The sequence below is a fragment of the Pseudomonas sp. URMO17WK12:I12 genome (genome assembly GCF_000514395.1).
GTDB classification, from domain to species: domain Bacteria; phylum Pseudomonadota; class Gammaproteobacteria; order Pseudomonadales; family Pseudomonadaceae; genus Aquipseudomonas; species Aquipseudomonas mucoides.
In genome coordinates this window covers 133,079-159,737 of the sequence record NZ_AZVV01000017.1, presented here as the reverse complement: position 1 = coordinate 159,737, position 26,659 = coordinate 133,079, and the positions used below count along the sequence as shown (strand labels likewise).

Here is a 26,659-nt window from a genome sequence, read left to right as displayed (position 1 = left end):
GGTGTGCATTCGTTTTATAGGGACGACGTGCCTTTGTGCTTCCTGCCACTGATCCGGATGCTTAGAAATGAATGCTGAAGACTCCTTGAAACTCGCTCGCCGGTTTATCGGGTTGCCCCTGGAAAAGCGCCAGATGTTCCTTGCGGCCTTGCACAAGGAGGGCGTTGATTTCGCCCGGTTTCCCATCCCGGCTGACATCGAGGCCGAGGATCGCCAAGTGTTGTCATACGCACAGCAACGCATGTGGTTTCTCTGGCAACTGGACCCGCACAGCGGCGCGTACAACCTGCCGGGCGCGGTGCGCCTGACCGGGCGGCTTAACCTGCCCGCGCTGGAGCAAGCGTTCGCCAGCCTCGTTGAACGTCACGAAACCCTGCGCACGGTGTTCCAGCGCCAGACCGACGACCGCTTGCTGCAAGTACCGGCCAGCGCGCCGCTGGTCATCAATCATGTGGATTTCAGCGCGCTCCCGGCCACGGAGCGCGAACTCGCCGTTGCGCGAGCCGCCGAACAGCAATCGGTGCAGCCGTTCGATCTGTCAGTCGGCCCGTTGCTGCGCGTCACTTTGCTCAAACTCGCCGATCTGGAACACGTGCTGCTGCTGACTCTGCACCACATCGTGTCTGACGGCTGGTCGATGAACGTGCTGATCGACGAATTCATCCGCTGCTACGACGCGTTCGACGCGGGTACACAACCACAACTCGCGCCATTGCCGATCCAGTACAGCGACTACGCCCTGTGGCAACGCCGCTGGCTGGAAGCGGGCGAGCAGGCGCGCCAACTCGATTACTGGCAAACACAGTTGGGCAATGAACACCCGGTGCTGGAACTGCCCACCGACCACCCGCGCCCGGCAATGCCCAGCTATCGCGGCACTCGCTACGAATTTGCCGTTGACGCACAACTGGCGGAACAACTGCGCGCCACTGCGCAGAAACACAACATTACCTTGTTCATGCTGTTGCTCGGCGCCTTCAACGCGCTGTTGCATCGTTACACCGGGCAGACCGATATCCGCGTCGGCGTGCCGATTGCCAACCGCAATCGCGCCGAGATCGAAGGCCTGATCGGGTTCTTCGTCAACACCCAAGTATTGCGCACGCAACTCGACGGCCAGACCCGCGTCGACGACTTGCTGCGCGCCATCAAGGAAACTGCCCTCGGTGCCCAGGCCCATCAGGATTTGCCGTTCGAGCGTCTGGTCGAGGCGCTGAAACTGGAACGCAGCCTCAGCCATACGCCGCTGTTCCAGGTGATGTACAACCACCAGCCACAGGTCGCGGACATTGCCTCTGTCAGCACGGCGTCCGGCCTGGCGCTGGGCGTGATCGAGTGGGAAGGGCGCACCACGCAGTTCGACATGACCCTCGACACCTACGAAAAAGGTGGCAAGTTGCATGCGGCGTTGACCTACGCCAACGACTTGTTCGACGCCGACACCATCACGCGCATGGCGCGGCACTGGACCCGTCTGCTGCAAGGCATGGTCAGCGATCCGACGCAGCGCATCAGCGATTTGCCGCTGCTGGAAAGCGCGGAATACCGGCGCATCGTGCATGACTGGAATCGCGCCGACGCATACTACCCGCAAGACCTGTGCATTCATGAACGGATCAGCCAGCAAGCCGCGGCCAGTCCGAATGCATTGGCGGTGACCTTCGGCACCCGGCAGCTGACGTACGCAGAACTCGACATCCAGGCCAATCGCCTGGCGCACAAACTGATCGAACTGGGTGTCGGCCCGGAAGTCCGCGTCGGCGTAGCGATGCAGCGTTCGGAAAAACTGCTGGTGGCGTTGCTGGCGGTACTCAAGGCCGGCGGCGCCTACGTGCCGCTGGACCCGGACTACCCGGCCGAACGCGTCGCCTACATGCTCGAAGACAGCCGCGCCTTGGTGTTGCTGACGGAGCAATCGGTCGCCACGACATTGACCGTGACAGCCGATATGCAAGTGTTGCTGCTGGGCGACAAAACGTGGACCGAGTACCCGGAAAACGCCCCCGAAACCGGCGTCACACCGGACAACCTCGCCTACGTGATCTACACCTCCGGCTCCACTGGCAACCCCAAAGGCGTGGCCATCGCCCATCGCAATGTGCTGGCGCTGATCGACTGGTCGGCATCGGTCTACAGCCGCGAAGACATCCAGGGCGTGCTGGCCTCGACCTCGGTGTGCTTCGACCTGTCGGTGTGGGAGCTATTCGTGACCCTGGCCAACGGTGGCTCGATAATCATCGCCCGCAATGCCCTGGAATTGCCGCAATTGCTGGCGCGGGATCAAGTACGCCTGATCAACACCGTACCGTCGGCGATCAATGCATTGCAGCGCGACGGGCAGATTCCGCCGTGTGTGCGCATCATCAACCTCGCCGGGGAACCGCTGAAGCAGAGTCTGGTGGACGCGCTGTATCAGCAACCGACCGTCGAACACGTCTACGACCTGTATGGCCCGTCGGAAGACACCACGTATTCGACCTGGACCCGACGCGAGGCCGGTGGCCACGCGAACATCGGTCGCCCGCTCAAACACACCGCCAGCTATTTGCTGGATGCCGAGCTGCAACCGGTGCCGCAAGGTGTCTCTGCCGAGCTTTACCTGAGCGGTGCGGGGATCACCCGTGGTTACCTCGCGCGGCCGGGCATGACCGCCGAAAAATATGTGCCAAACCCGTTCGCCCGCAATGGCGAGCGCCTGTACCGCACTGGCGACCTGACCCGCTATCAGGCCGACGCCACGTTGCAATACGTCGGGCGCATCGACCATCAGGTCAAGGTTCGGGGCTTTCGCATCGAGCTCGGTGAAATCGAAGCGCGGCTGTTGCAGCAGGACGCCGTGCGCGAACTGGCGGTGCTGGCGCAGGACGGGGTCAACGGCCAGCAATTGGTGGCCTACATCGTGCCGAACGATCCCGTGTTGCTGGGCGACACCGACGCTCAAGCGACTCAGCGTGAAACCTTGAAAGCCGCACTGCGCCAGCATCTGCCGGATTACATGGTCCCGGCGTTCCTGCTGTTCCTCGATCACTTGCCGCTGACCCCCAACGGCAAACTCGACCGCAAAGCCTTGCCGGCGGTTGAGGGTTCACAACAACAACGCGAACACGTCGCGCCACGCAGCGCACTGGAAAAATCCCTCGCCGCGATCTGGCAGGACGTGTTGGCTGTCGATAACGTCGGTCTGGAGGATAACTTCTTCGAACTGGGCGGCGACTCCATCGTGTCGATGCAAGTGGTCAGTCGCGCGCGCCAAGCCGGGATCGTGTTGAGCCCCAGGGACCTGTTCCAGCACCAGACCATTCGCAGTCTCGCCCAAGCGGCCCGCAGCGGCGAACAGGTGTTGATCGACCAGGGCCCGGCAATCGGCGCGCTGGCGTTGGCGCCGGTGCAACAGTGGTTCTTCGAACAGGCAATCCCCGAGCGTCAGCACTGGAACCAGTCGCTGCTTCTAGTGCCGCGCGAGGTGTTGAACGCCGAGGCGCTGGACCGTGCCCTTGAGCAATTGCTGACCCACCACGACAGCTTGCGCCTGCGCTACGAGCAGACCGCTGACGGCTGGCAGCAAACCTACGCCGCGCCGACCACGGAGTCGGTGCTGTGGCAGCGTCAGGCGCACTCCGACGACGAACTTAACGCCCTGTGCGACGAAGCCCAACGCAGTCTCAATCTGCAAAATGGCCCGCTGATGCGTGCGCTGCTGGTGGCGATGGCTGACGGTACACAACGCCTGCTGTTGGTGATTCATCACCTGGCGGTGGACGGTGTCTCCTGGCGCGTGCTGCTGGAAGATCTTCAGCAGTTCTACAGCGGCAACAAGGTGTCGTTGGTTAAAACCAGCGGCTATCAGCGCTGGGTTGCCCGTCTGCAAGATCATCTTCCAGCGTTTGAAAACAACCTCGATTATTGGCTGACCCAACTGAAGAGAGCAGCGAATAGTCTGCCCTGCGACCGCCCGAACGGCGCGCTGGAGAACCGTTTCGAGCACAAAATCGAGCTCAAACTCGATACCGAACACACCCGAAAACTGCTGCAACACGCCCCGGCGGCCTATCGCACCCAGGTCAACGACCTGCTGCTGACTGCACTGGCGCGCGCGGTTTGTCGCTGGAGCGGGCAGGGCAGCGCGCTGATTCAACTGGAAGGGCATGGCCGCGAAGACCTGTTCGACGACATCGACCTGACCCGCACCGTGGGCTGGTTCACCAGTCTGTTCCCGGTCAATCTGGTGCCGTCGAGCGATCTCGGCGCCTCGATCAAAACCATCAAGGAACACCTGCGCGGCGTGCCGGACAAGGGACTCGGCTATGGCGCATTGCGTTATCTCGGCGGCTCGGTGTTGAGCGCCGAACTTGCCGCGTTGCCGCAACCGCGCATTACCTTCAACTATCTGGGGCAATTCGACCGTCAGTTCGACGACGGCGCAATGTTCGTGCCGGCCACCGAAGCTAACGGCGTGGCGCAGGATCCGTCGGCGCCGCTGGGCAACTGGCTGACAGTTGAAGGCCAGGTTTACGGCGGCGAATTGTCATTGAGTTGGGGCTTCAGCCGCGAGATGTTCGACACCGCGACTATCCAGCGTCTGGCGGACGACTACGCGCAGGAACTCAAAGCGCTGATCGATCACTGCTGCGCCGTTGAAGTGCCGCAAGCCACGCCGTCCGACTTCCCGCTGGCGCGCCTCAGCCAGACGCAACTCGACGCATTGCCGGTGGCAACTCTTGAGGACCTGTATCCACTGTCGCCGATGCAACAGGGCATGCTGTTCCACACCCTCTACGAACCGCACGTCGGCGCGTACATCAGTCAGTTGCGCCTGGACATTCAAGGCCTCGATCCGCAGCGCTTTGCCTGTGCCTGGCAGACCGCACTGCAACGCCACGATATCCTGCGCAGCAGCTTCCACTGGCAAGGACTCGACACCGCGCATCAGGCGATCGTCCGTCAGGTTGCATTGCCGCTCGAGGTGCTGGAAGCGACCGACACCGAGGCGCTGGCCGATGCCGAGCGCGCCCACGGTTTCGAATTGGGGCGCGCGCCGCTGTTCCGCTTGAAGCTGGTCCATACCGACACTGACGCCTGGCACCTGATCTACACCAGCCACCACATTTTGATGGACGGCTGGAGCAACGCGCAGTTACTGGCCGAAGTGATCCAGCATTACGCCAGCGGGCAATCGCTGTCGGCACCGACCGGGCAATACCGCGATTATCTGGGCTGGTTACAGCAGCAATCCGCCGTCGCTGGCGAGCAGTTCTGGAAAGCCGTGCTGGCGCCGCTGCAAGCGCCCACCTTGCTCGCCGAAGCCTTGCGCCCGCCCGTGGGTGCCGAGGGCAGCGAAGCCTATCGAGTGGCCTTCGACCACCGCGCCACCCAGCGTCTGGCCGACTTCGCCCGGCAACAGAAAGTCACCCTCAACACCGTGCTGCAAGCGGCGTGGAGCCTGTTGCTGCACCGCTACACCGGTCAGGATTGCGTGGTCTTCGGGGCCACCGTCGCGGGTCGTTCGGCGCCGCTGCCGGGGATCGAAGAACAGCTCGGGTTGTTCATCAACACGCTTCCACTGGTCTGCGCGATGAAGCCTGCGCAAACCGTCAGCCAATGGCTGGGCGAACTGCAAGGGCTGAACCTGGCCATGCGCGAGTTCGAGCATGTGCCGCTTTACCACATTCAGGGCTGGGCAGGGCAGCAGGGTTCGGCGCTGTTCGACAGCCTGCTGGTGTTCGAAAATTTCCCGGTCGCCGAAGCGCTGAAGCAGGGCGCACCGGCCGGGTTGTCGTTCGGCAACCTGCACAACCACGAGCGCACGCACTATCCACTGACCCTCGGCATCGAACTGGGCGAGGGTTTGAGCCTGGATTTCAGCTACGACGCGGCGCGGTTCAGTGCGGCGCAAATCGCTGAGTTGTCGGCCAACCTGCAGCATCTGCTGATGCAGTTGATGGCGCTGCCGGACGCGGCTTTGGGCGCGCTGGAATTGCTCGATGTCGAGGGCAAAAATGCGCTGCTTGCGCTCAGCCAGCCGGCCCCGGTTCAGTTATCCACCACCCTGTTGGTCCATGAACACATCGCCGCTCAGGCTGCCAATACGCCGAATGCACTGGCATTGCAGGTTGACGGTCAATCCTTGAGCTACGCCCAGCTGAACACCCAGGCCAACCGCCTGGCCCATCGCCTGATTGAAAACGGTGCCGGTCCCGGCAAGCGTGTCGGGCTGGCGCTGCACCGTGGGCCGCAACTGATCGTCAGCCTGCTGGCGGTGCTGAAAAGCGGCGCGGCGTACGTGCCGCTGGACCCAAGCTACCCGGCCGAACGCCTGGCCTACATGATCGACGACAGCCGCCTCGATGTGCTGCTGTGCGAATCCGGCCTGCTGGAAAGTGGTCAAGGCGTGCGCCGTCTCAGCCTCGACGACAACGTCGGTTTCCCTGAACACGATCCGCAAAACCATGCGGTTGCCGAAGATCTGGCCTACGTCATCTACACCTCCGGCTCCACCGGCCAACCCAAAGGAGTGGCCATCGCCCACGCTGCATTACGCGAGTTCTGCCAAAGCGCCGCCGACTATTCGGTGCTGTCGGCGGCGGACCGCGTGTTGCAGTTCGCGACCTTCAGTTTCGACGGCTTCGTCGAACAATGCTTCCCGGCGTTGTGCGTCGGCGCGGCGTTGATCATGCGTGGCGATGCGCTGTGGGATGCCGGGCGACTGGCGGCTGAAATCGTCCAGCAAGGCGTGACCGTGGCGGACTTGCCAGCGGCCTATTGGTATTTGCTCGCCCGCGAATGTGCTAGTGGCGACATAAGCAATCTCGGCGATTTGCGTCAGGTGCATGTCGGCGGTGAAGCGATGTCGGTCGAAGGTTTGCGCTTGTGGCATCAAGCTGGATTGAGCCACGTGCGACTGCTCAACACCTACGGCCCGACCGAGGCGACCGTGGTGTCCAGCGTGCATGAATGCCGTCTCGAGGATGCCAGCGATGCGTTCGGCATTCCGATTGGTCGCGCCATCGCCGGTCGTGCGTTGTACGTGCTGGATGCGTCCGCTCAGTTGTTGCCCAACGGTGGTGTCGGCGAGCTGTGCATCGGCGCAGCGGCCTGCCTTGCGCAAAGCTACTTCGATCGCCCGGCGCTGACCGCCGAACGTTTCCTGCCGGACCCGTTTGCCCGTGAGCCGGGCGCGCGGCTGTACCGCAGCGGCGACCTGGCGCGCTACAACGCTGACGGGAATCTGGAATACGTCGGCCGTATCGATCATCAAGTAAAGATCCGCGGTTTCCGCATTGAAATGGGCGAGATCGAAGCCTGCCTGCAAGCTCGCGAGGACGTGCGTGAAGCGGCGGTCATCGCTCAGGACGGCGTGCAGTTGGTGGCATATGTTGTGGCCAACGATGCGGTGGTTTCTGAAACTGACTATCTGGAAGGTCTCAAGGCGGTTCTGCGTCAGTCGTTGCCGGAATACATGGTGCCAAGCCACCTGATCCTGCTGGCCAGGTTGCCGCTCAACACCAACGGAAAACTCGACCGAAGGGCTTTGCCCCGCGTTGAAGTCAGCGACGTACAACGTGACTTCGTGGCCCCGGCCCGAGGGCTGGAAACGCAGCTGGCGCTTATCTGGCAGGACGTGTTGCAGGTCGAGCGAGTAGGGCGCAACGACAACTTTTTCGAACTGGGCGGTCACTCGTTGCTGGTGCTTCAAGTGATATCGCGGGTGCGCCAGCAACTGCACCTCGAATTGTCGGTGAGCAGCCTGTTCTCGGCCGCGACTCTGGCGGAATTTGCCGAGCGTGCGGCGCTGGCGAACATCAGTGGTCAGCCGGTCCTGCAATCTGCGCCAGTCGATCAACCGCCGATGCTGTCGTACGCCCAGCAACGCCAATGGATTCTCTGGCAGCTGGATCCGCAAAGCCCGGCCTACAACATTCCCGCTGCATTGCGCCTCAAGGGCTCGCTCAACCTCACTGCGTTGCGCGAAGCGTTCGCGCAATTGCAGGCCCGTCACCAAACCCTGCGCACCACCTTCGATCAGAATGGCCAGCAGGCGCGTCCGGTGCTGCATGAGACGCTGGCGCTGCAACTGGAACTGCGCACGCTCGATCAGCTGTCGGTGGACAGCGCGGTGACGGAAGAAATCGCCCGGCCGTTCGACCTGCGAAACGGCCCGCTGTGGCGCGTCTTGCTGCTGCAAGTGAACGCCGACGAACACGTGCTGGTACTCACCGTGCACCACATTGCTGCCGATGGCTGGTCGATGCAGGTCATGGTCGATGAGTTCCGCGCGCTGTATCAGGCGGCCGTCGACGGCCATGGTGCCGATCTGGCCAGCCTGCCGGTGAACTACAGCGACTACGCCCGTTGGCAACGCGACTGGCTGGAAGCCGGCGAGGGCGCACGGCAACTGGCATGGTGGAGCGGACAACTGGCCGGCAGCCAGACTCCGCTGGAGTTGCCGAGTGAGCTGACCCGTCCGGCCCGTCGCTCTGAGCGTGGCGCCAGCCTGATGCTGAACGTTGATCGCGAGTTGCTGGCCGGTTTGCGCCAGCGTGCCCAAGAGCAGCAAGTGACCTTGTTCATGCTGTTGCTGGCGAGTTTCCAGACCTTGCTGCATCGACAGAGCGGGCAGTCGAGCATCAGCGTCGGCGTGCCAAGCGCCGGACGTTCGCGTATTGAAACCGAAGGCCTGATCGGCTTTTTCATCAACACCCAGGTGCTGCGTACACAGTTCGATGGGCAGCAGCCGTTCAGTGCGTTGCTGCAACAGGTCAAGCAGGTTGCCCTGGATGCGCAAGCCCATCAGGACGTGCCGTTCGAGCAATTGGTCGATGCCTTGCAACCGGACCGCAGCCTCAATCACAGCCCGTTGTTCCAGGTGCTCTACAACCATCAGCAGCAGTTGGGCGCGAGCGTCGAGCGCAGCATGGCCGGTTTGCAGGTCGAGCGTTTGCACTGGCAGCAGCAGACCACCCAGTTTGATTTGGTACTCGACACCCAGGAGCAGAACGAAGCGCTCGATGCCAGCCTGACTTACGCCACGGATCTGTACGACGAGGCGTCGATGCAGCGCCTCGCCGAGCAGTGGCTGATTCTGCTGCGCGCGGTGGTCAATGATCCACAGCAACGCGTCGCCGAATTACCCCTGCTGCATGCACCGCAATCCGACGCGTTGATCCAGTACTGGAACCCGGCGTTCGAGGCGCAACCCTTGTCGCCAACCTTGCACCGGATGTTCGAAGCTCAAGCCGCGCAACAGCCGAACGCCATTGCACTGGTCTGCGAAGGCAAGCAACTGACCTACGCCGCGCTCAACGCCCGGGCCAATCGACTGGCGCGTATGCTGCGGGAGCAGGGTGTCGGGCCGGAAGTGCGGGTCGGCATTGCCACCGAGCGGGCGATGCCGCTGGTGGTCGGCTTGCTGGCGATTCTCAAGGCCGGCGGTGCCTACGTGCCGCTCGATCCGCACTACCCGGCCGAGCGCCTGAGCTACATGATCGAAGACAGCGGCCTCACGCTGCTGCTGACCCAACAGCATTTGATCGACGGTTTGCCCTCTTGCGAGGGCGTGCAGGTGCTGGTCCTGGAATCGCTGGAGCTGGACACCTTCAGCGACGACAACCTGCCGTCGCTGGCGGCCCCTGACAACCTCGCGTACGTGATCTACACCTCCGGTTCTACCGGGCGGCCCAAAGGCGCATTGCTCAGCCATGCCAACGTCGGGCGCCTGCTGAGCGCCACCGCCGCCGAGTTCAACTTCGGCCCGAACGATGTCTGGACGCTGTTCCATTCCTACGCCTTCGACTTTTCGGTGTGGGAGCTGTTTGGCTCGCTGTGCACCGGCGGACGCCTGGTGATCGTGCCGCATGACATCAGCCGCGAGCCGCAAGCGTTTCACCGTTTGCTCTGCGATGAAGGTGTGACGGTGCTGAACCAGACCCCGAGCGCGTTCCGCCAACTGATGCCGATTGCCTGCTCCAGCCCGCGCAGCATGGCCCTGCGGCAGGTGATTTTCGGCGGTGAGGCCCTCGACGTCGCGAGCCTGGGACCCTGGTTCGAACGCTTTGGCGACCAGCAACCCACCTTGGTCAACATGTACGGCATCACCGAAACCACGGTGCACGTGACCTACCGTGCGATTCGTCTGGCCGACCTGCACGGCAAGGCGCAAAGCCCGATTGGCCTGCCGATCCGCGACCTGCGGTGGTACTTGCTCGACAGTCAGTTACAGCCAGTACCGGTGGGCGTTGCAGGCGAGTTGTATATCTCGGGCGCCGGCCTGGCGCGCGGTTATCACGGGCGTTTCGGCCTGACCGCCGAGCGTTTTGTGCCGAGCCCGTTTGACGCTTCCCAACGCCTCTATCGCAGCGGTGACCTGGCGCGCCAGCGTGTCGATGGCAGCATTGACTACCTTGGCCGCATCGACCAGCAAGTGAAGATTCGCGGTTTTCGCATCGAACTCGGCGAAATCGAAGCCGCGCTGCTGGCCCAACCGGGCGTGCGCCAAGCGGTATTAAACGTCCAAAACGGCGACGGCGGAGCGCAGTTGTGCGCCTACGTGGTGGCCGAGCACACCCCGCATGACCCGATTGCCTGGCGCGACACCCTGCGCTCCGCGCTCAAGGTCGATCTGCCGGATTACATGGTGCCGAGCCATTGGTTGTTGCTCGACGCCTTGCCACTGACCGGCAACGGCAAGCTCGATCGCAAGGCCTTGCCCGCGCCGGATGCCGAGGACTGGCAACGTCCGTTCGAAGCCCCCGAAGGTGTCCTCGAACAGCAACTGTCGGCGATCTGGGCTGAGGTGCTGGGCGTGGCGCAGATCGGCCGGCGCGACCACTTCTTTGAACTGGGCGGGCATTCGTTGCTCGCCGCCCAGGCCAGTGCCCGTGTGGAACTGGAACTGGGCATCGAGCTGCCGCTGCGCGCGCTGTTCGAATCCACCGACCTGCAGGCTTATGCCGCCATGGCCGGGCAACACGCCCCGGCTGACAACGATGCACGTCTTGATGCGCTTGAGTCGCTTCTCGACGAGATGGAGATCAACTGATGGAACACACCACTGCCCAGCGTATCGCCAGCCGTTTCGCCGGCCTGCCCGCCGACAAGCGCCGCGAGTTTCTGAGCCGCATGCAAGAGCAGGGCGTGAGCTTCGGCCAATTGCCGATTCCGCCGGCTGCCGAGCCGCAAACGAGCTTTGAACTGTCATACGCGCAGCAGCGCCAATGGTTTCTCTGGCAGCTTGACCCGCAGAGCGCTGCGTACAACATCCCGGCGGCGTTGCGCTTGCACGGGCCGCTGAATGTCGCAGCGTTGCAGCAGAGTTTTGATGTGTTGTTGGAGCGGCATCAAAGCCTGCGCAGCCGTTTTATCGAGGATGACGGTCAAGTCGTTCAGACGCTGGCCGAGTTCACATCGCTGGCGATCGAACACATCGATCTGCGCGACGAACCTCAGGAACATCGCCTCGATCTCGCGATGAAAAGCGTCGAACAGGACATCGCTCGCCCATTCGATCTGCAACACGGGCCGCTGTTGCGGGTCAGCCTGTTGCAACTGGATGCCGAAGACCATGTGCTGCTGTTGACCCTGCACCACATTGTCACCGATGGCTGGTCGATGGGCGTGTTGGTGGAGGAGTTCTCCCGTCTCTACGCCGCGCATTGCCAAGGGCAAAACGCAGCGCTGGAACCGCTGCCGATCCAGTATTCCGACTACGCCGTGTGGCAGCGTCGCTGGATGGAAGCGGGGGAGTTGGAACGTCAGCTCAACTGGTGGCGTGACACGTTGGGCAGCGAACAACCGCTGCTGGAGTTGCCGACTGATCGCCCACGCCCGGCACAACCGAGCCAGCGCGGTGCACGTCTGGATTTCGCCCTCGATGCAAACCTGGCCAGCGGCCTGATGAGCCTGGCCAAACAGCGCGGCGTTACCCCGTTCATGCTGTTGCTGGCAAGTTTTCAGGCCTTGCTCTATCGCTACAGCGGCCAGTCCGACGTGCGCATCGGCGTGCCGATTGCCAATCGTAACCGTGCGCAAACCCGTGGCCTGATCGGCTTCTTCGTCAACACCCAGGTGATGCGCGCCGAACTGGACGGTCGCCTGCCGTTCAGCCAATTGCTCGACCAGACCCGCACCGCGTCGCTGGACGCCCAGGATTATCAGGACTTGCCGTTCGAACGTCTGGTGCAGGCGCTGCAAGGTGAACGCAGCCTCAGCCACAGCCCGCTGTTCCAGGTGATGTTCAACCACCAGCAAGCCAAACCGGCAGCGGTCAGCGGCTTGCTCGCCGGCCTGCGGGTCGAAGCGCTGAACGCCACGGCGCATACCACGCAATTCGACCTGCAACTGGACACGCAGGAGGAGGGCGACAAGCTGTTCGCCAGCCTGACGTATGCCACCGATCTGTTCGACGCCGAGCGCATCGAGCATCTGGCCCGCCACTGGCGCAACCTGTTGGCCGGCGTGCTGGCGAACCCGCAATGCCCGCTCGCCGAGTTGCCACTGCTGGACGCCGACGAGCGTCTGCGCATTCTCGATGAACTCAATGACACCGCTCAGGCTTATCCGGGCGATGTCTGCGTACAGCGCCATTTCGAAGAGCGTGTGGCTGAAAACGGCGCGGCGACGGCGCTGGTGTTCCAGGGCCTGACCCTGAGTTACGCCGAACTGAACCTGCGCGCTAACCGCTTGGCCCATCACCTGCGCGCCCAGGGTGTCGGCCCGGAAGTGATCGTCGGGATTGCCTGCGAGCGTTCGTTTGAAATGGTGGTCGGCCTGCTGGCGATTCTCAAGGCCGGTGGCGCGTATGTGCCGCTGGACCCGGAATACCCGCGGGATCGCCTGAGCTACATGATCGAAGACAGCGGTATATCGTTGTTGCTGACCCAGGAACATCTGCTGGCGCAATTGCCGACGCCCGATACCCTGCGGACCTTGTGCCTGCGCCCCGAGGCTGATTGGCTGAACGATCTGCCCGGCACTGATTTGCCTGCTTCTGATTTAAAGAGCCGGGCCGTCGGCGAAAACCTCGCCTACGTGATCTACACCTCCGGTTCCACCGGCAAACCCAAAGGTGCGGGCAACCGCCATGTGGCGCTGCATAACCGTCTGGAGTGGATGCAAGACGCCTACAACCTGCTGCCGACCGACCGCGTTCTGCAAAAAACACCGTTCAGTTTCGACGTGTCGGTGTGGGAGTTTTTCTGGCCTTTGACGAAAGGCGCCACGCTGGTCATCGCCGCGCCGGGTGAGCATCGCGATCCACAACGCCTCGCTGCGTTGATCGTCGAGCAAGCCATCACCACGCTGCACTTCGTGCCGTCGATGCTTTCCGCGTTCATCGGCGCTGACGAATCGTTGGCCTGCACCTCGCTGACACGGATCATTTGCAGCGGCGAAGCGCTGCCAATGGAGCTGCAACGCCAGACGCTACGAAGTCTGCCGCACGCCAACCTCTACAACCTCTATGGCCCGACCGAAGCGGCCATCGACGTGACCCACTGGACCTGCGTGGAAGAAGGCCGCGACAGCGTGCCGATTGGGCGCCCGATTGCCAACCTGCGCGCCTGCATCCTCGACAGTGAACTGCAACCATTGCCACTGGGCGCGGTGGGCGAGTTGTACCTCGGTGGTGTCGGCCTGGCGCGTGGTTATCACCGTCGCGGCGCGTTGACCGCTGAGCGTTTCGTGGTCGATCCGTTCGGCAGCGGCGAGCGCCTGTACCGTACCGGTGACCTGGCGCGATATCGCACCGACGGCGCCATCGATTACTGCGGGCGCATCGACCACCAAGTGAAGATTCGCGGTTTGCGCATCGAACTGGGCGAAATCGAAGCGCGCCTGCAAGAACATGCCGACGTGCAGGAAGCCGTGGTACTGGCCCTCGACGGTCCGAGCGGCAAGCAATTGGTCGCGTATCTCGTGCCGCAGGATCGCGCACTGCTGGAGGCCACTGCCGATCAACAAGGCGCGTGGCGCGAAACCCTGAAAAGCCATCTGCTCGCGAGCCTGCCGGATTACATGGTGCCGGCGCAGACCGTGCTGATCGAACAAATGCCCTTGAGTCCCAACGGCAAGCTCGACCGCAAACGCCTGCCCGCGCCCACCGCGCACATCAGCCAACGCGCTTTCGAAGCACCGCGCAGCGAACACGAGCAAGTGCTGGCGCAGATCTGGCAGGACGTGTTGGGCGTGGAGCAGGTCGGGCGTCAGGACAACTTCTTTGAATTGGGCGGTGATTCGATCATCTCGATTCAAGTGGTCAGCCGTGCGCGTCGTGCAGGCCTGAGCCTGCAACCCCGCGACTTGTTCCAGCAGCAGACCTTGCAAGCGCTGGCCGCGGTGGTCAAAGAGCACGCCGCGCCGCTGGCGCAACAAGGGCCAGTGGACGGTGTGCAAATACTCACGCCGATCCAGCGCTGGTTCTTCGCCGAACCCATCCCGCAACGCGCGCACTGGAACCAGGCCGTGTTGCTGACGCCGCGCGAAACCCTCGAACTGCCGCGCCTGCAAGCCGCGCTGCAACGCCTGCTCAAGCAGCACGATGCCCTGCGTTTACGCTTCAGTCAGGTCGAAGGCCAATGGTCGGCGCGTTATGTCGGGGCCGACAGCGCGGACGTGATCGACATGCTCTGGACCGCTCGCGTGGCCAGTGATGCCTCGCTGGAATCGGTGTGCGATGAAGCGCAACGCAGCCTCAGTTTGCAAGACGGTCCCTTGCTGCGCGTGGCGTTGATTGCGCAAGCCGATGGCTCCCAGCGTTTGCTCTTGGTGATTCACCACTTGGCGGTGGACGGTGTGTCCTGGCGGGTGTTGCTGGAAGATTTGCAGGCGGCCTACCTTGAGCAAGCGCTGCCGCCGAAGACCAGCGCTTTCCAGGCGTGGGCCGAGAAACTCGACGCCTATGCACGCTCCGAAGCAGCCACTGATGAACTGAGTTGGTGGCAGGCGCAGCTGAGCGTGGCGAATGATTGGTTGCCGGCTGCCAATGCCCACGCCAGTCAGGCCGGGCATCTGCGCCAGGGTGTCAGCATCGGTCTGGACCGTGAACAAACCCGCCAATTGCTGCAACAGGCGCCGGCGATCTACCGCACGCAAGTCAACGACCTGCTGCTGACCGCACTGGCCCGCACCCTCAGCCGCTGGACCGGCGACCAATCGGCACTGATTCAGCTCGAAGGCCATGGCCGCGAAGAACTGTTCGACGACATCGACCTGACCCGCACCGTCGGCTGGTTCTCCAGCCTGTTCCCGGTGCGCCTGACGCCGACCGCCGACCTGGCGGGTTCGATCAAGGCGATCAAGCAGCAACTGCGCGAAATCCCCGGCAAAGGCATGGGCTACGGCCTGTTGCGCTACATGGGCGATGCGTCGACCCAAGCGGCACTGGCCGCGTTGCCGCAGGCGCGGGTGACGTTCAACTACCTCGGCCAGTTCGACCAGAGCTTTGCCGAGGACGCGTTGTTCACCCCGGCCCGCGAATCCAGCGGTGCCGCGCAATCGGCCGAGGCACCGTTGCCGAACTGGCTGTCGGTGGACGGTCAGGTCTATGGCGGCGAACTGAAGCTCGACTGGACCTTCAGCCGCGAATGCTTCGACCGGCGCGAAATCGAAGCCCTGGCGGCAGATTTCCGTATCGAACTGCTGGCGCTGATCGCCCATTGCCTGAGCGATGGCGCGGGCGGCGTGACCCCGGCGGACTTCCCGCTGGCGCGGCTGACCCAGGCGCAACTCGATGATCTGCCGGTGCCGCCGGCGCAGATTGAGGACGTGTATCCGCTGTCGCCGATGCAGGCCGGTTTGTTGTTCCACAGCCTGTATGAGGGGGAGTCTGGCGCCTACGTGAACCAGCTCAGCGTCGAAGTCCGTGGCCTCGACGCCGAACGACTGGGCCGTGCATGGCAAGCGGTGCTCGACACCCATCCGATCCTGCGCAGCAGTTTCCACTTCCCGGAGAGTTTCGAAGCGCCGGTGCAGTTGGTCCATCGTCATCTGCACTTGCCGATGACCTGCCTCGACTGGCGTCGTCGTGGCGATCAGGCCGAAGCGTTGATTCAATTGATTGACAACGAACGCTTGCAACTCGACCCGACCCGGGCGCCGTTGATGCGCTTGACGTTGGTGCGACTCGACGATGATCGCCAACAACTGATCTACACCCACCATCACCTGTTGCTGGATGGCTGGAGCAATTCGCTGTTACTCAGTGAAGTCCTGCAGCGGTATGCCGGGCAAGCGGTGCAGGCGCCCACCGGGCGTTTCGCCGATTACATCGGCTGGCTGCAACGTCAGGACGCGCAGGCCGATGAACTGTTCTGGCGCGAGCAACTGACCAACCTCGACAACCCGACGCTGTTGGCGCAGAGCCTGGCCCATGGCGGCGGTAAACACCTGTCGACGGCAGGGTTTGGCGACCATCGCCAGACGTTCGATGTTGGCACCAGCCAACGCTTCAGCGAGTTCGCCCGTCAGCAGAAAGTTACGCTCAACACTTTGGTGCAAGGCGCGTGGGCGCTGCTGTTGCAACGCTACAGTGGCCAGCGTAGCGTGGCGTTTGGCGCGACCGTGGCGGGGCGGCCGGTCGATTTGCCAGGGGCCGAAAGCCAGCTCGGGCTGTTCATCAACACCTTGCCGGTGATCAGCACGCCAGATGCGCTTGAAAGTGTCGGCCACTGGTTGACTCGCTTGCAGGCGCAGAACCTCCAATTGCGTGAGCATGAATTCACCGCCTTGGGCGACATTCAGCGCTGGGCCGGGCGGGCCGGCGAGCCGCTGTTCGACAGCCTGCTGGTGTTCGAAAACTTCCCGGTGGCCGAAGCGCTGCAACGGGGCGCACCGGCCGGGTTGAGCTTCTCGGTCCCGCAGAACCATGAACGCACCAACTTCCCGCTGACCCTGGCGGCGACTGCTGAACGCCAGCTCAGCCTGAACTGGAGCTATCAGTGCGCTCACTTCAGCGCCGAAGCGATTGTCCGCATGAGCGAGCATTTGGCCGCGCTGCTGTCAGCGATGGTCGCCGCGCCTCAGGCCGCATTGAGTGAACTGGCGCTGCTGACCGCGCCGGAACGCGCGCAACAATTGGTCGAGTGGAACCCTGCGTTCACCGCCACGGCAAACCCGCTGTGCGTGCATCAATTGATCGAAGCCCAAGCGGTTATCCGCCCGAACGCCACCGCGTTGATCTTCAACGACCTGGAACTGAGCTTCGACCAGCTCAACCGTCGCGCCAATCAACTGGCCTATCGCTTGCGCGCACTGGGCATCGGCCCGGAAGTGCGGGTCGGCCTGGCGATGCAGCGTTCGCCGGAAATGATCATCGGCCTGCTGGCGATCCTCAAGGCCGGCGGTGCTTACGTGCCGCTGGACCCGGCGTACCCGGCCGAACGTCTGCGTTATCTGATGGAAGACAGCGGCATTGCGCTGCTGATCAGCCAGTCGTGGCTGCGGGAAAAACTGCCGTTGCCGCCAGGTCTGCCAGTGCTGGAAGTCGACCGCGAACCGCTGGAATCGATGGCTGACACCAACCCGGTCAACCTGACCTGTGGCGACAACCTCGCCTACCTGATCTACACCTCGGGCTCCACCGGGCGGCCAAAAGGCGTCAGCGTGGCCCACGGTCCGTTGGCCATGCATTGCCTGTCGATTGGCGAGTTGTACGGCATGACCCCGGACGACCGCGAGCTGCAATTCGCCTCGATCAGCTTCGACGGCGCCCACGAGCGCTGGCTGACGCCGCTGGTGTTCGGTTCGGCGGTGATGCCCCGTGACGATGAGTTGTGGAGTGTCGAGCGCACCTGCGCCGAGATCGAAAAACACGGCATCACCATCGCCTGTTTCACCCCGAGTTACCTGGCGCAGATCGCCGATTTCATGGGCGAAGCGGGGCGTGACCTGCCGATCCGTTCCTACACCCCGTGCGGTGAAGGCATGGCCAAACATGCCTTCGATGAAGTGCAACAGGTGCTGCAACCCAAACGGCTGATCAACGGTTACGGCCCGACCGAAACGGTGATCACGCCGCTGATCTGGCTGGCGTACCCGGATACCGAATTCGACTCGGCATTCATGCCGATAGGCCGGCCGGTGGGCAATCGCAGCGCCTATATTCTGGACGGCGGTTTGCAGCCGCTGCCGGTCGGCGTCGCGGGCGAGTTGTACCTGGGCGGCGAGGGTGTCGCCCGGGGTTACCATCAGCGTCCCGATTTGACGGCTGAACGTTTTGTGCCGGATCCGTTCGTGCCGGGTGCGCGTTTGTACCGCAGTGGTGACCTTGCGCGGTTCCGTGCCGATGGCGTCGTTGAGTACCTGGGCCGGATCGACCAGCAAGTGAAGATTCGCGGGTTCCGTATCGAACTCGGCGAAATCGAAGCCTGCCTGCTTGAACATAAAGGCGTGCGTGAAGCCTTTGTGATCGACCGCGACGGCCCGGTCAGTCGCCAATTGGTCGGTTATGTGGTGCCGCGTGATCCGCTCGCCGATGAGCAGGACCTGCGTGAAGCGTTGACGGCTCATCTGCGCAGCCGCTTGCCGGCACACATGCTGCCGGCGCATTTGATGTGCCTGGCGGCGTTGCCACTGACGCCGAACGGCAAGCTTGATCGCCAAGGACTGCCGGCGCCTGAGGCCACTCGGCAGCAGCACGATCACGTCGCCGCCGCGTCGCCGGCCGAAGCGCTGCTGGTGGAGATCTGGCAGGAACTGCTGGGGCTGGAGTCGGTGGGCGTCACCGAGAACTTCTTTGAACTGGGCGGGGATTCGATCATCTCGCTGCAAGCGGTGAGCCGTGCCGGGCAGCGCGGGTTGGTGTTCAGTCCGAAGCAACTGTTCGAACAACAGACGATTCGTGCGTTGGCCGTGGTGGCCAGCAGCCGTGAAGCGGCGTTGGTTGACGTGCCGACAGTCCCGGCGTTTGCGCTGGTGCCGCACATCGACGTTGCCGCCCGTGAAGGTCTGCAAGACCTGTATCCGTTGTCGCCGATGCAGCAAGGCATGTTGTTCCATTGTCTCGATTCACCGGAACTCAACCCTTACGTCAACCAGTTGAGCGTGGCGGTGGACGGTTTGCAGGTGCCGCGTTTCCGCGCGGCGTGGCAGATTCTGGTGGAGCGTCACGAAGTGCTGCGGGCGGCGTTCCGCTGGCGCGACGGCTTGGCCGATCCGCTGCAAGCGGTGTTCGCCGACGTCGAGTTGCCCATCGAAGAACTCGACTGGCGTGAGCGCAGCGACACCGAGCATGCGTTGCAGGAACTGGCCGCCGCGGAACAGGCCAAGGGCTTCGACCTGAGCTGCCCGCCGCTGATGCGCTTCATCCTGGTGCGCCTCGGTGATGACCGTTACCAGATGATCTGGATTTACCACCACTTGCTGCTGGACGGCTGGAGCGCCTCGCGTCTGTTGGGCGACATGCTGCGCCTGTACCACAACGACACCTTGCCGAGCCTGAACGGTCGCTACGCCGATTACATCGCCTGGCTGCAGCGTCAGGACGGAGCGCAGGCCGAAGGCTTCTGGCGCGAGCGCCTGGCATTGCTCGAAGAACCGACCATTCTGGCCAAGGCCTCGGGTGCCGCTGGCTCCGGGCACGGCGTGATGTACAGCAACCTCGACAGCGAGGCGACGCGCAAACTGCACACCTTTGCCAAGCGTCAACGCGTGACGCTGAACACCCTGGTGCAAGGTGCGTGGTTGTTGCTGTTGCAACGCCACAGCGGCCAGCGCAGCGTCGCGTTCGGCGCCACGGTGGCGGGGCGTCCGACCGGATTGGCCGGGGCGCAGGACATGCTCGGCCTGTTCATCAACACCTTGCCGGTGATCCAGACGCTTGATCCGCAACAGCCGTTGGGCGAGTGGTTGCGCGAATTGCAGGACTACAACCTGATGGTCCGCGACTACGAACACACGCCGTTGTCGGACATTCAGCGTTGGGCCGGGCAGGGTGGCCAGGGTTTGTTCGACAGCATCATCGTGTTCGAAAACCATCCGGTGGACCGCGCGCTGCGCGGGGGCGAGGAAGGTGAGCTACGTTTTGCCGAGGTCGGCAGCGGTGGCGTGACCAACTTCCCGATGGACTTGATGGTCAGTGCCAACGAAGAAGGCCTGGAAGTCGAATACCTGTTCCTGCGGGACCGCTTCAGTGACGTGGAAGTAGAGCGGATTCGTGCGCAGCTTGAAGGGTTGCTGCGTGCGTTGCCGGTGGATGCGACGTGTCTGCTCGGCACCATTGGCCTGCCTGAATCGCGTATCAGCCTGCCGCAAGCGTCGACCGACAGCGCCGATGTGTTGCTCGCGTTCAATCAGCATGTACAGACGCTGCCACAGAAAATCGCCTTGATCTGTGAGGATCGGCACGTCAGCTATGCGCAGCTTGAGGCGCAAGCCAATAGGCTGGCGCAGCAGCTGATCGACCGGGGCATTGGCGCGGAAAGTCTGGTGGCGGTAGCGTTGCCGCGTTCCGAACGCACCATCATTGCGTTCCTCGCGGTGCTTAAAGCGGGGGCGGCTTACCTGCCTTTGGACCTGGCGTACCCGGCCGAGCGACTGGCTTATATGTTGAGCGATTCGGCCGCGAGTCTGTTGCTCTGCGACAGCGATCTGGGCGAACGGCTGCCGTTGGCGGATAGCCCACCACGCCTGCCGTTCGATCAGTTGCGCGTCGTCGACAACGCGGCGTGCCCGCTTTCCAATTCGTTGCCGGGGCATCTGGCGTACCTGATCTACACCTCCGGCTCCACCGGCCAACCCAAAGGCGTGGCCGTGGAACGCGGGCCGATTGCCCGGCATTGCCGCGACATTATCGAACTCTACGAACTGGCACCGCGCAGCCGTGAACTGCACTTCATGTCGTTCGCCTTCGACGGCGCTCAGGAGCGTTGGCTGAGTGTGTTGTTGGCCGGCGGCAGTCTGGTGATCCGCGAGGACACTGTGTGGACCCCGGAACAGACCCTGGAAGTGTTGCATCGTCATGCCGTCACCGTCGCCTGCTTCCCGCCGGCGTACCTGCAACAGATGGCCGAAGTCGCCGAGCGTCTGGGCAATCCACCAGCGGTCGAGGTGTATTGCTTTGGCGGTGACGCGGTGCCGGACGCCAGTTTCGAACAGGTCAAACGCGCCTTGCGTCCGCAGCGTCTGGTCAATGGCTATGGCCCGACCGAAACCGTGGTCACGCCGCTGTTGTGGCGTGCCGAGACCAGCGAAACCTGCGACGCGGCGTATGCGCCGATTGGTCGAGGCGTGGCCGGGCGTGGTGTGTACGTGCTTGATGCCGACCTCAATCCGTTGCCGGTCGGCGTCAGCGGCGAGCTGTACCTGGGCGGCGAATGCCTGGCGCGGGGGTATCACCAGCGTCCGGGCATGAGCGCCGAGCGTTTCATCCCCGATCCGTTCGAGGCCGGTGGCCGCATGTACCGCACCGGCGACCTGGTGCGCCAGCGCGAATGCGGGTTGATCGACTACCTGGGACGGCTCGACCAGCAAGTGAAGATCCGTGGTTTCCGTATCGAACCGGGCGAGATCGAAGCGCGCCTGCGTGAGTGCGCGGGCGTGCAGGATGCCGCCGTGGTGGTTCACGACACACCGACCGGCAAGCAATTGGTCGGTTATGTGGTGGCGGCCGGCGCAGTCGGTCTGGATCGTCGCTTGAAGGCCGAACTGCAAGCGCAACTGCCGGATTACATGGTGCCGGCGCGGATCATGGTCCTGGAGTGCTTCCCGCTGTCGGCCAACGGCAAGCTTGATCGTCGCGCACTGCCTGCGCCGGAATGGGCGCTTGGCGGCTATCGCGCGCCGCGCAACCCGCTGGAAACGGCGCTGACCGCGATCTGGCAAGAGGTGCTTGGCGTGCCGCAAGTGGGCATCGACGACAACTTCTTCGAACTCGGCGGCGATTCGTTGCAGGTGCTCAAAGTGATTTCGCGGGTGCGCAGTCAGCCGCAATTGGGCTTTGAATTGAAGCTGCGGGATCTGATGCAGAAACCGTGCATCGCTGAGCTCAGCGACTATCAGTTGGCTGAACCGGCGACCGCACCGGACCCGTTGCTGGCGTTGAATGCACGGATCCCCAACGTGCCGGCGTTGTTCTGCCTGCACGCCGGTTTCGGCACGGTGTTCGACTACGAACCGCTGGCGCGACGCCTGGAAGGACGGCGCACGGTGTACGGCGTGCAATGCCGCATGCTGCTTGATCCGCAGTGGCAGGACGAGTCGCTGCTGGCCATGGCGCAAGCCTATGCGCAGCGGATTCGCGGTCAGCAGGCCAAGGGGCCGTATTACGTGTTGGGCTGGTCGTTGGGCGGTGCGTTGACGCAATTGGTCGCTCACGAACTGGAATCCCGGGGTGAAACGGTTGCGTTTGCCGGGCTGATCGACAGTTACGTGGCGGGCACGGCAGAAGCGGGGGACTGGCGCGAGGACCTGGGGGACTTCCTGAAGTTTGTGCTGGGGTTGCCGGCCGATGAGGCACAGGCATTGATCGCGTTGAAAGCCGCTGACTTGAACGAGCGTGAAGGTTCCAGCGCCGTGATCGAGGCGGTCATGCACGGCTCCAACGAACAAGCCACGTTGGGCGCAGGGGAACTCACGCAGATCTTCGCGACAGGTTCACGCCTCAAGCAACTGGCGCTGGCGCATCGGCAACTGCCGGTGATTCAAGCAGCGGCGCACCGCTGGTGGGTGGCCGAGCGCGAGGAGGAGCGTCGAGTGTTCGAGGCGCAGGTCGGCAGCCATGGTGTGGATCGCCTGTTGGCCGGCGGACATTACGAACTGCTGCGTAGCGACGGGTTGCTGGATGAGTTGGAAGACCTGTTGGAGCGTCGCAGGGTCATTGCATGACGTTTCTGTAGGCGCAAGGCGTGCCCGCGATGGCGATCTCAAGGGCGCTATCGCGGGCAAGCCATGCTCCTACATGTCCAGATTCGATTATTGATCTCTCTGTTTAAAGGACTCATTCCATGGCCGTATTGCCAGAACTTGAAGCATTTCTCGAACTCGCCGAGTTCAGCCGGATGACCGGCAAAAGCCGCGCGATGCATGAGCTGTCAGCACAACAGGCGCGGATCGATTTTGAAGCGTCGTCGGCGTTTCTCGACGTGCCGCTGGAAACCGTGGTCTGTGAAAATTTCACCATTCCTGCCCGCGACGGTCATAGCCTGTCGGCGCGCTTGTATCGCGACGGGCAAACGGTCGAGGGCATGCAACCGGTGGTGTTGTATTTCCATGGCGGCGGCTATGTGGTCGGCAGTCTCGATTCCCATGATGCGTTGTGCCGACGCCTGGCCTCCCAGGGCGGTTTTGCGTTGCTGACCGTGGATTATCGACTGGCACCGGAATGGCGTTTCCCGACGCCCGTGCAGGATGCCTGCGACGCTGGCAACTGGCTGGTGCGTGAAGGCGCGGCACGAGGGCTGGATGCCCATCGGGTGGCATTGGTCGGTGACAGCGTGGGCGCGACATTGGCCACGGTGTTGGCGATCATGGCGGTGCGTGAGCCTGAGGAGCTGGCGTTGAAACCCAAGGCGCAGGTGTTGCTGTACCCGGTGACGGAGGCGACGACCCAGCGTGCCTCGCATCGGGATTTCGCTGAGGGTTATCTGCTGGAAACGCCAACACTCGATTGGTTCTACGCGCATTACGGGCGCACGCCGCAGGACCTTTCGGACTGGCGCTGCTCGCCGTTGCTGGCGGCGGATTTATCCGGCGTGGCACCGGCGCTGGTGTACTTGGCCGGGCATGATCCGCTGCATGATGAAGGGCTGGCCTATGCCGACCTGTTGCGTGCGGCGGGGAATGAGGTGACGTTGCTGGAACAGCCTGGGATGACCCATGACTTTATGCGCATGGCGGGGTTGTTGGGGGAGGTTGAGGGGATTCATGCGGAAGTGGCGGGGTGGGTGCGCTCCCGGGTTTGATATTTTGTGTCGGGCTTGATGGTTTTTTGGTGAAGCGACTATCGCCATCGCGAGCAAGCTCGCTCCCACAGGGATCTTCAGTGGACAAATAATCTGTGTTCACACCGGTCCACTGTGGGAGCGAGCTTGCTCGCGATAGCGTCATCAGACTCACCATAAATCATGGCCAAAAAAATACCCGCATCTCACGACACGGGCATTTTTCATTTCAGCTCACCCCTCAGAAATCATACTTCGCCGTGATCTGCAGGTTGCGCGGCTCGCCGTAGAACGTCGTACCGAAGTTACCCAGGCCAGACATGTACTTCTTGTCGAAGACGTTGTTGGCATTGGCGGTGAAGCTCAGGTGCTCGTCGTACTGGTAGCGGGTCATCAGGTCGACGAGGGTGTAGCCGCCTTGCTTGAGCAGGGTGTTGCCACCTTCGCCATTACCCACGTTCGGGCTGTAGCTCTGGCCGTAGAACGCGCTTTGCCAGCTGATGCCACCACCGACGGTGAACTGATCCAGCGCGCCCGGCAGGCGGTAGGTGGTGAAGGTGCGCACGACGTGTTCCGGTTTGCTGGAGGCCAGCGGGAACCCGTAGATACGTTGCTCATCCTTGTCGCGGGTGCGGGCGTAGGTGTAGCCGGCCGACAGGTTCCAGCCCTCGGCCAGTTCGCCGGCCAGTTCCATTTCGACACCTTTGGTGGTGGCGCCGGAGATGGCTTCATAGACGTCTCGACCGGTGCCGACGTCGGTGGTGACATACTGGGCAACGTTGTCCTGATTGATCTGGAACAAGGCAAAGGTGGCGTTCAGCTTGCCTTCGAAGTAAGCCGCTTTCAGCCCCGTCTCGTAGCTGTCGCCTTCAACCGGGTCGAGGGTCGAACCGCTTGCGTCCAGGTAGATTTGTGGCTGGTAGATCTTGGTGTAGCTGGCATACACCGAGTACGTATCGTTCAGGTCATAGACCACACCGGCGTACGGCGTGACAACGCCATGTTCCTTGTAGCTGGCATGGGTGTCGGTCAGGGTTGCCCCCGGATAGTACGAGTAGTCTTCGTTGTACTTGAAGGTGCTCAAACGGCCGCCGAGGATGAACGACAGGTCGTCGGTCGGACGCAGGCGCGTGGCCATGTAGATACCGTTCTGGCTTTGGGTGCGTTCGTACTTGCCGTTTTTCGGGAACTCCTGTTTCGGCAGGTGACCGTTCCAGTCGAAGATGCTGCCCGGCACCAGTTCAAACGCGCTGGTGTCGTAGGTCGCACCGGTCTGGCGCGAGTGGGCCGCCATGAAACCGGCGACCAGTTCATGCTCGCGACCACCCAGCGAGAACGGGCCGGAGATGTTCACGTCACCGGAGTTCTGCACGCGATGACCTTCCCAGCGACCCCAGTACAGGAAGTTGCCTTCGCCCGTGACAGGGTCTGCGGAGCCACCGCTGGCCGAGGCCAGTTGGGTGTCGTGATCGGTGGTTTTCTGGTCGAAGCTGGCCTTGAATTTCCAGCCATTGGCCAGCGCTTGTTCAAGCGACGCGAAGTAAGTCGTGCTGTCGAAATCGCGGCGGCTCCAGTCGGCACCCGGGTTGAAGCTGCGCGAGAAGTCGGTACGGCTGCCGTCGGTGAAGTACGGTGCGTTACCGGTCCAGGTGCTGCCGCGTGGAGTGACACTGGACTTGTCGATGCCAAACGTCAGCAAGGTGTCGTCCGTCAGATCGGCTTCGATGATGCCGTAGAAGAGGTCTTTTTTCTGGCTGTAGTGGTCGATGTACGAGTCTTTGTCCTGGTAGGCGCCGACGAAGCGACCCCGTACGTTGCCGGTATCGGTCAGTGAACCGGAGATGTCGCCCTCGGTGCGGTAATTGTCCCAGGAGCCGGCGGTGGCGCTGACCGAGGCCTTGAATTCCTTGGTCGGTTTCTTGCGGATCAGGTTGACGGTGGCCGACGGGTCGCCCGCGCCGGTCATCAGGCCGGTAGCGCCTTTGACGACTTCGATGCGGTCGAGGCTGGCCGCGTCGTCGCCGTTGTTCGGGTTTTCACCGTACACGCCGTCGTAGGGAATGTTGACGCCGTCGTACTGGAAGTTGGTGATGGCAAAGCCACGGGCGGAAAACTCGGTGCGGTCACTGTCGTACTTCTGCATCGTGACGCCGGGGGTGTTGCGCAAGGCGTCAGACACACTCTGTACACCGCGATCGTCCATCTGTTGACGCGTCACCACGGTGACCGATTGCGGGGTTTCACGAATGCTCAGCGGCAGCCCGGTCGCGGAGGCGGTGGCGCCGGTGGTGTACGAGCCGGTGTCTTCCGTGGTCAGGCCCAGGGCCTGGCCGGAAATGGTGGTCGCGCCCAGTTGCAGGCCCGAACCGCCACCGGACATCAGGGTCACGGTGTTGCCGTTGATCTGGAACGAAATGCCGGAGCCTTGCAGCAATGCCTTCAGGGCATCAGACGGTTCCAGCGAACCGGACACCGCACGGGACTTGATGCCGGCCACCTGATCCGGGCTGTAGAGGATCTGCAGATTGGTCTGCATGCCCAGTTCGGTCAGCGCATTGGAAAGCGGCTGGACGGCAATATTCACTTTTACAGGTGCAGCATTGGCCATCGAGCTCCCCAGCAAGGTGGCGGTCAGCAATACGCTTGTAAACAGGGTGCGATGCAAAGTCGGGCGCTGTACGGCCAGCGCGAGAGGTGTGCGGCGTGGTTGAGGTCGCATTACTTACCTGAGCTCCTGAAAAGTGTGGTGCAAAGTTATTGTTAATAAGAATGATTATTAAGACGGGGCGTGG

The 26,659-nt window shown here is 62.8% G+C and carries 4 protein-coding genes; 3 read left to right on the top strand and 1 reads right to left on the bottom strand.

Annotation, left to right across the window (positions count from 1 at the left end; all coding sequences use genetic code 11):
• Positions 1-67: 67 nt before the first annotated feature.
• The 3 genes from D882_RS0123480 (at position 68) to D882_RS0123470 (ending at position 23,888) form a co-directional block, all read left to right on the top strand.
• On the top strand, positions 68-11,035 hold the full coding sequence (locus tag D882_RS0123480) for a non-ribosomal peptide synthetase (protein ID WP_027925501.1): 10,968 nt from the start codon (positions 68-70) through the stop codon (positions 11,033-11,035).
• Positions 11,035-22,812 carry a non-ribosomal peptide synthase/polyketide synthase gene (locus D882_RS0123475; RefSeq protein ID WP_027925500.1) on the top strand — a complete coding sequence of 3,926 codons (11,778 nt, stop codon included), beginning with the start codon at positions 11,035-11,037 and terminating at the stop codon, positions 22,810-22,812. Before D882_RS0123480 ends, D882_RS0123475 begins: the two co-directional genes overlap by 1 nt.
• A gap of 119 nt (positions 22,813-22,931) precedes the next feature.
• Positions 22,932-23,888 (top strand): alpha/beta hydrolase, encoded by a 957-nt coding sequence (locus D882_RS0123470; RefSeq protein WP_027925499.1) that lies wholly within the window; start codon positions 22,932-22,934, stop codon positions 23,886-23,888.
• Positions 23,889-24,108: 220 nt separating this feature from the next.
• Here the strand turns inward: D882_RS0123470 and D882_RS0123465 are convergent, their stop codons facing one another.
• Positions 24,109-26,586: a TonB-dependent siderophore receptor gene (locus tag D882_RS0123465; protein WP_027925498.1), complete on the bottom strand. Its 2,478-nt coding sequence runs from the start codon at positions 26,584-26,586 to the stop codon at positions 24,109-24,111.
• Positions 26,587-26,659: the final 73 nt, after the last annotated feature.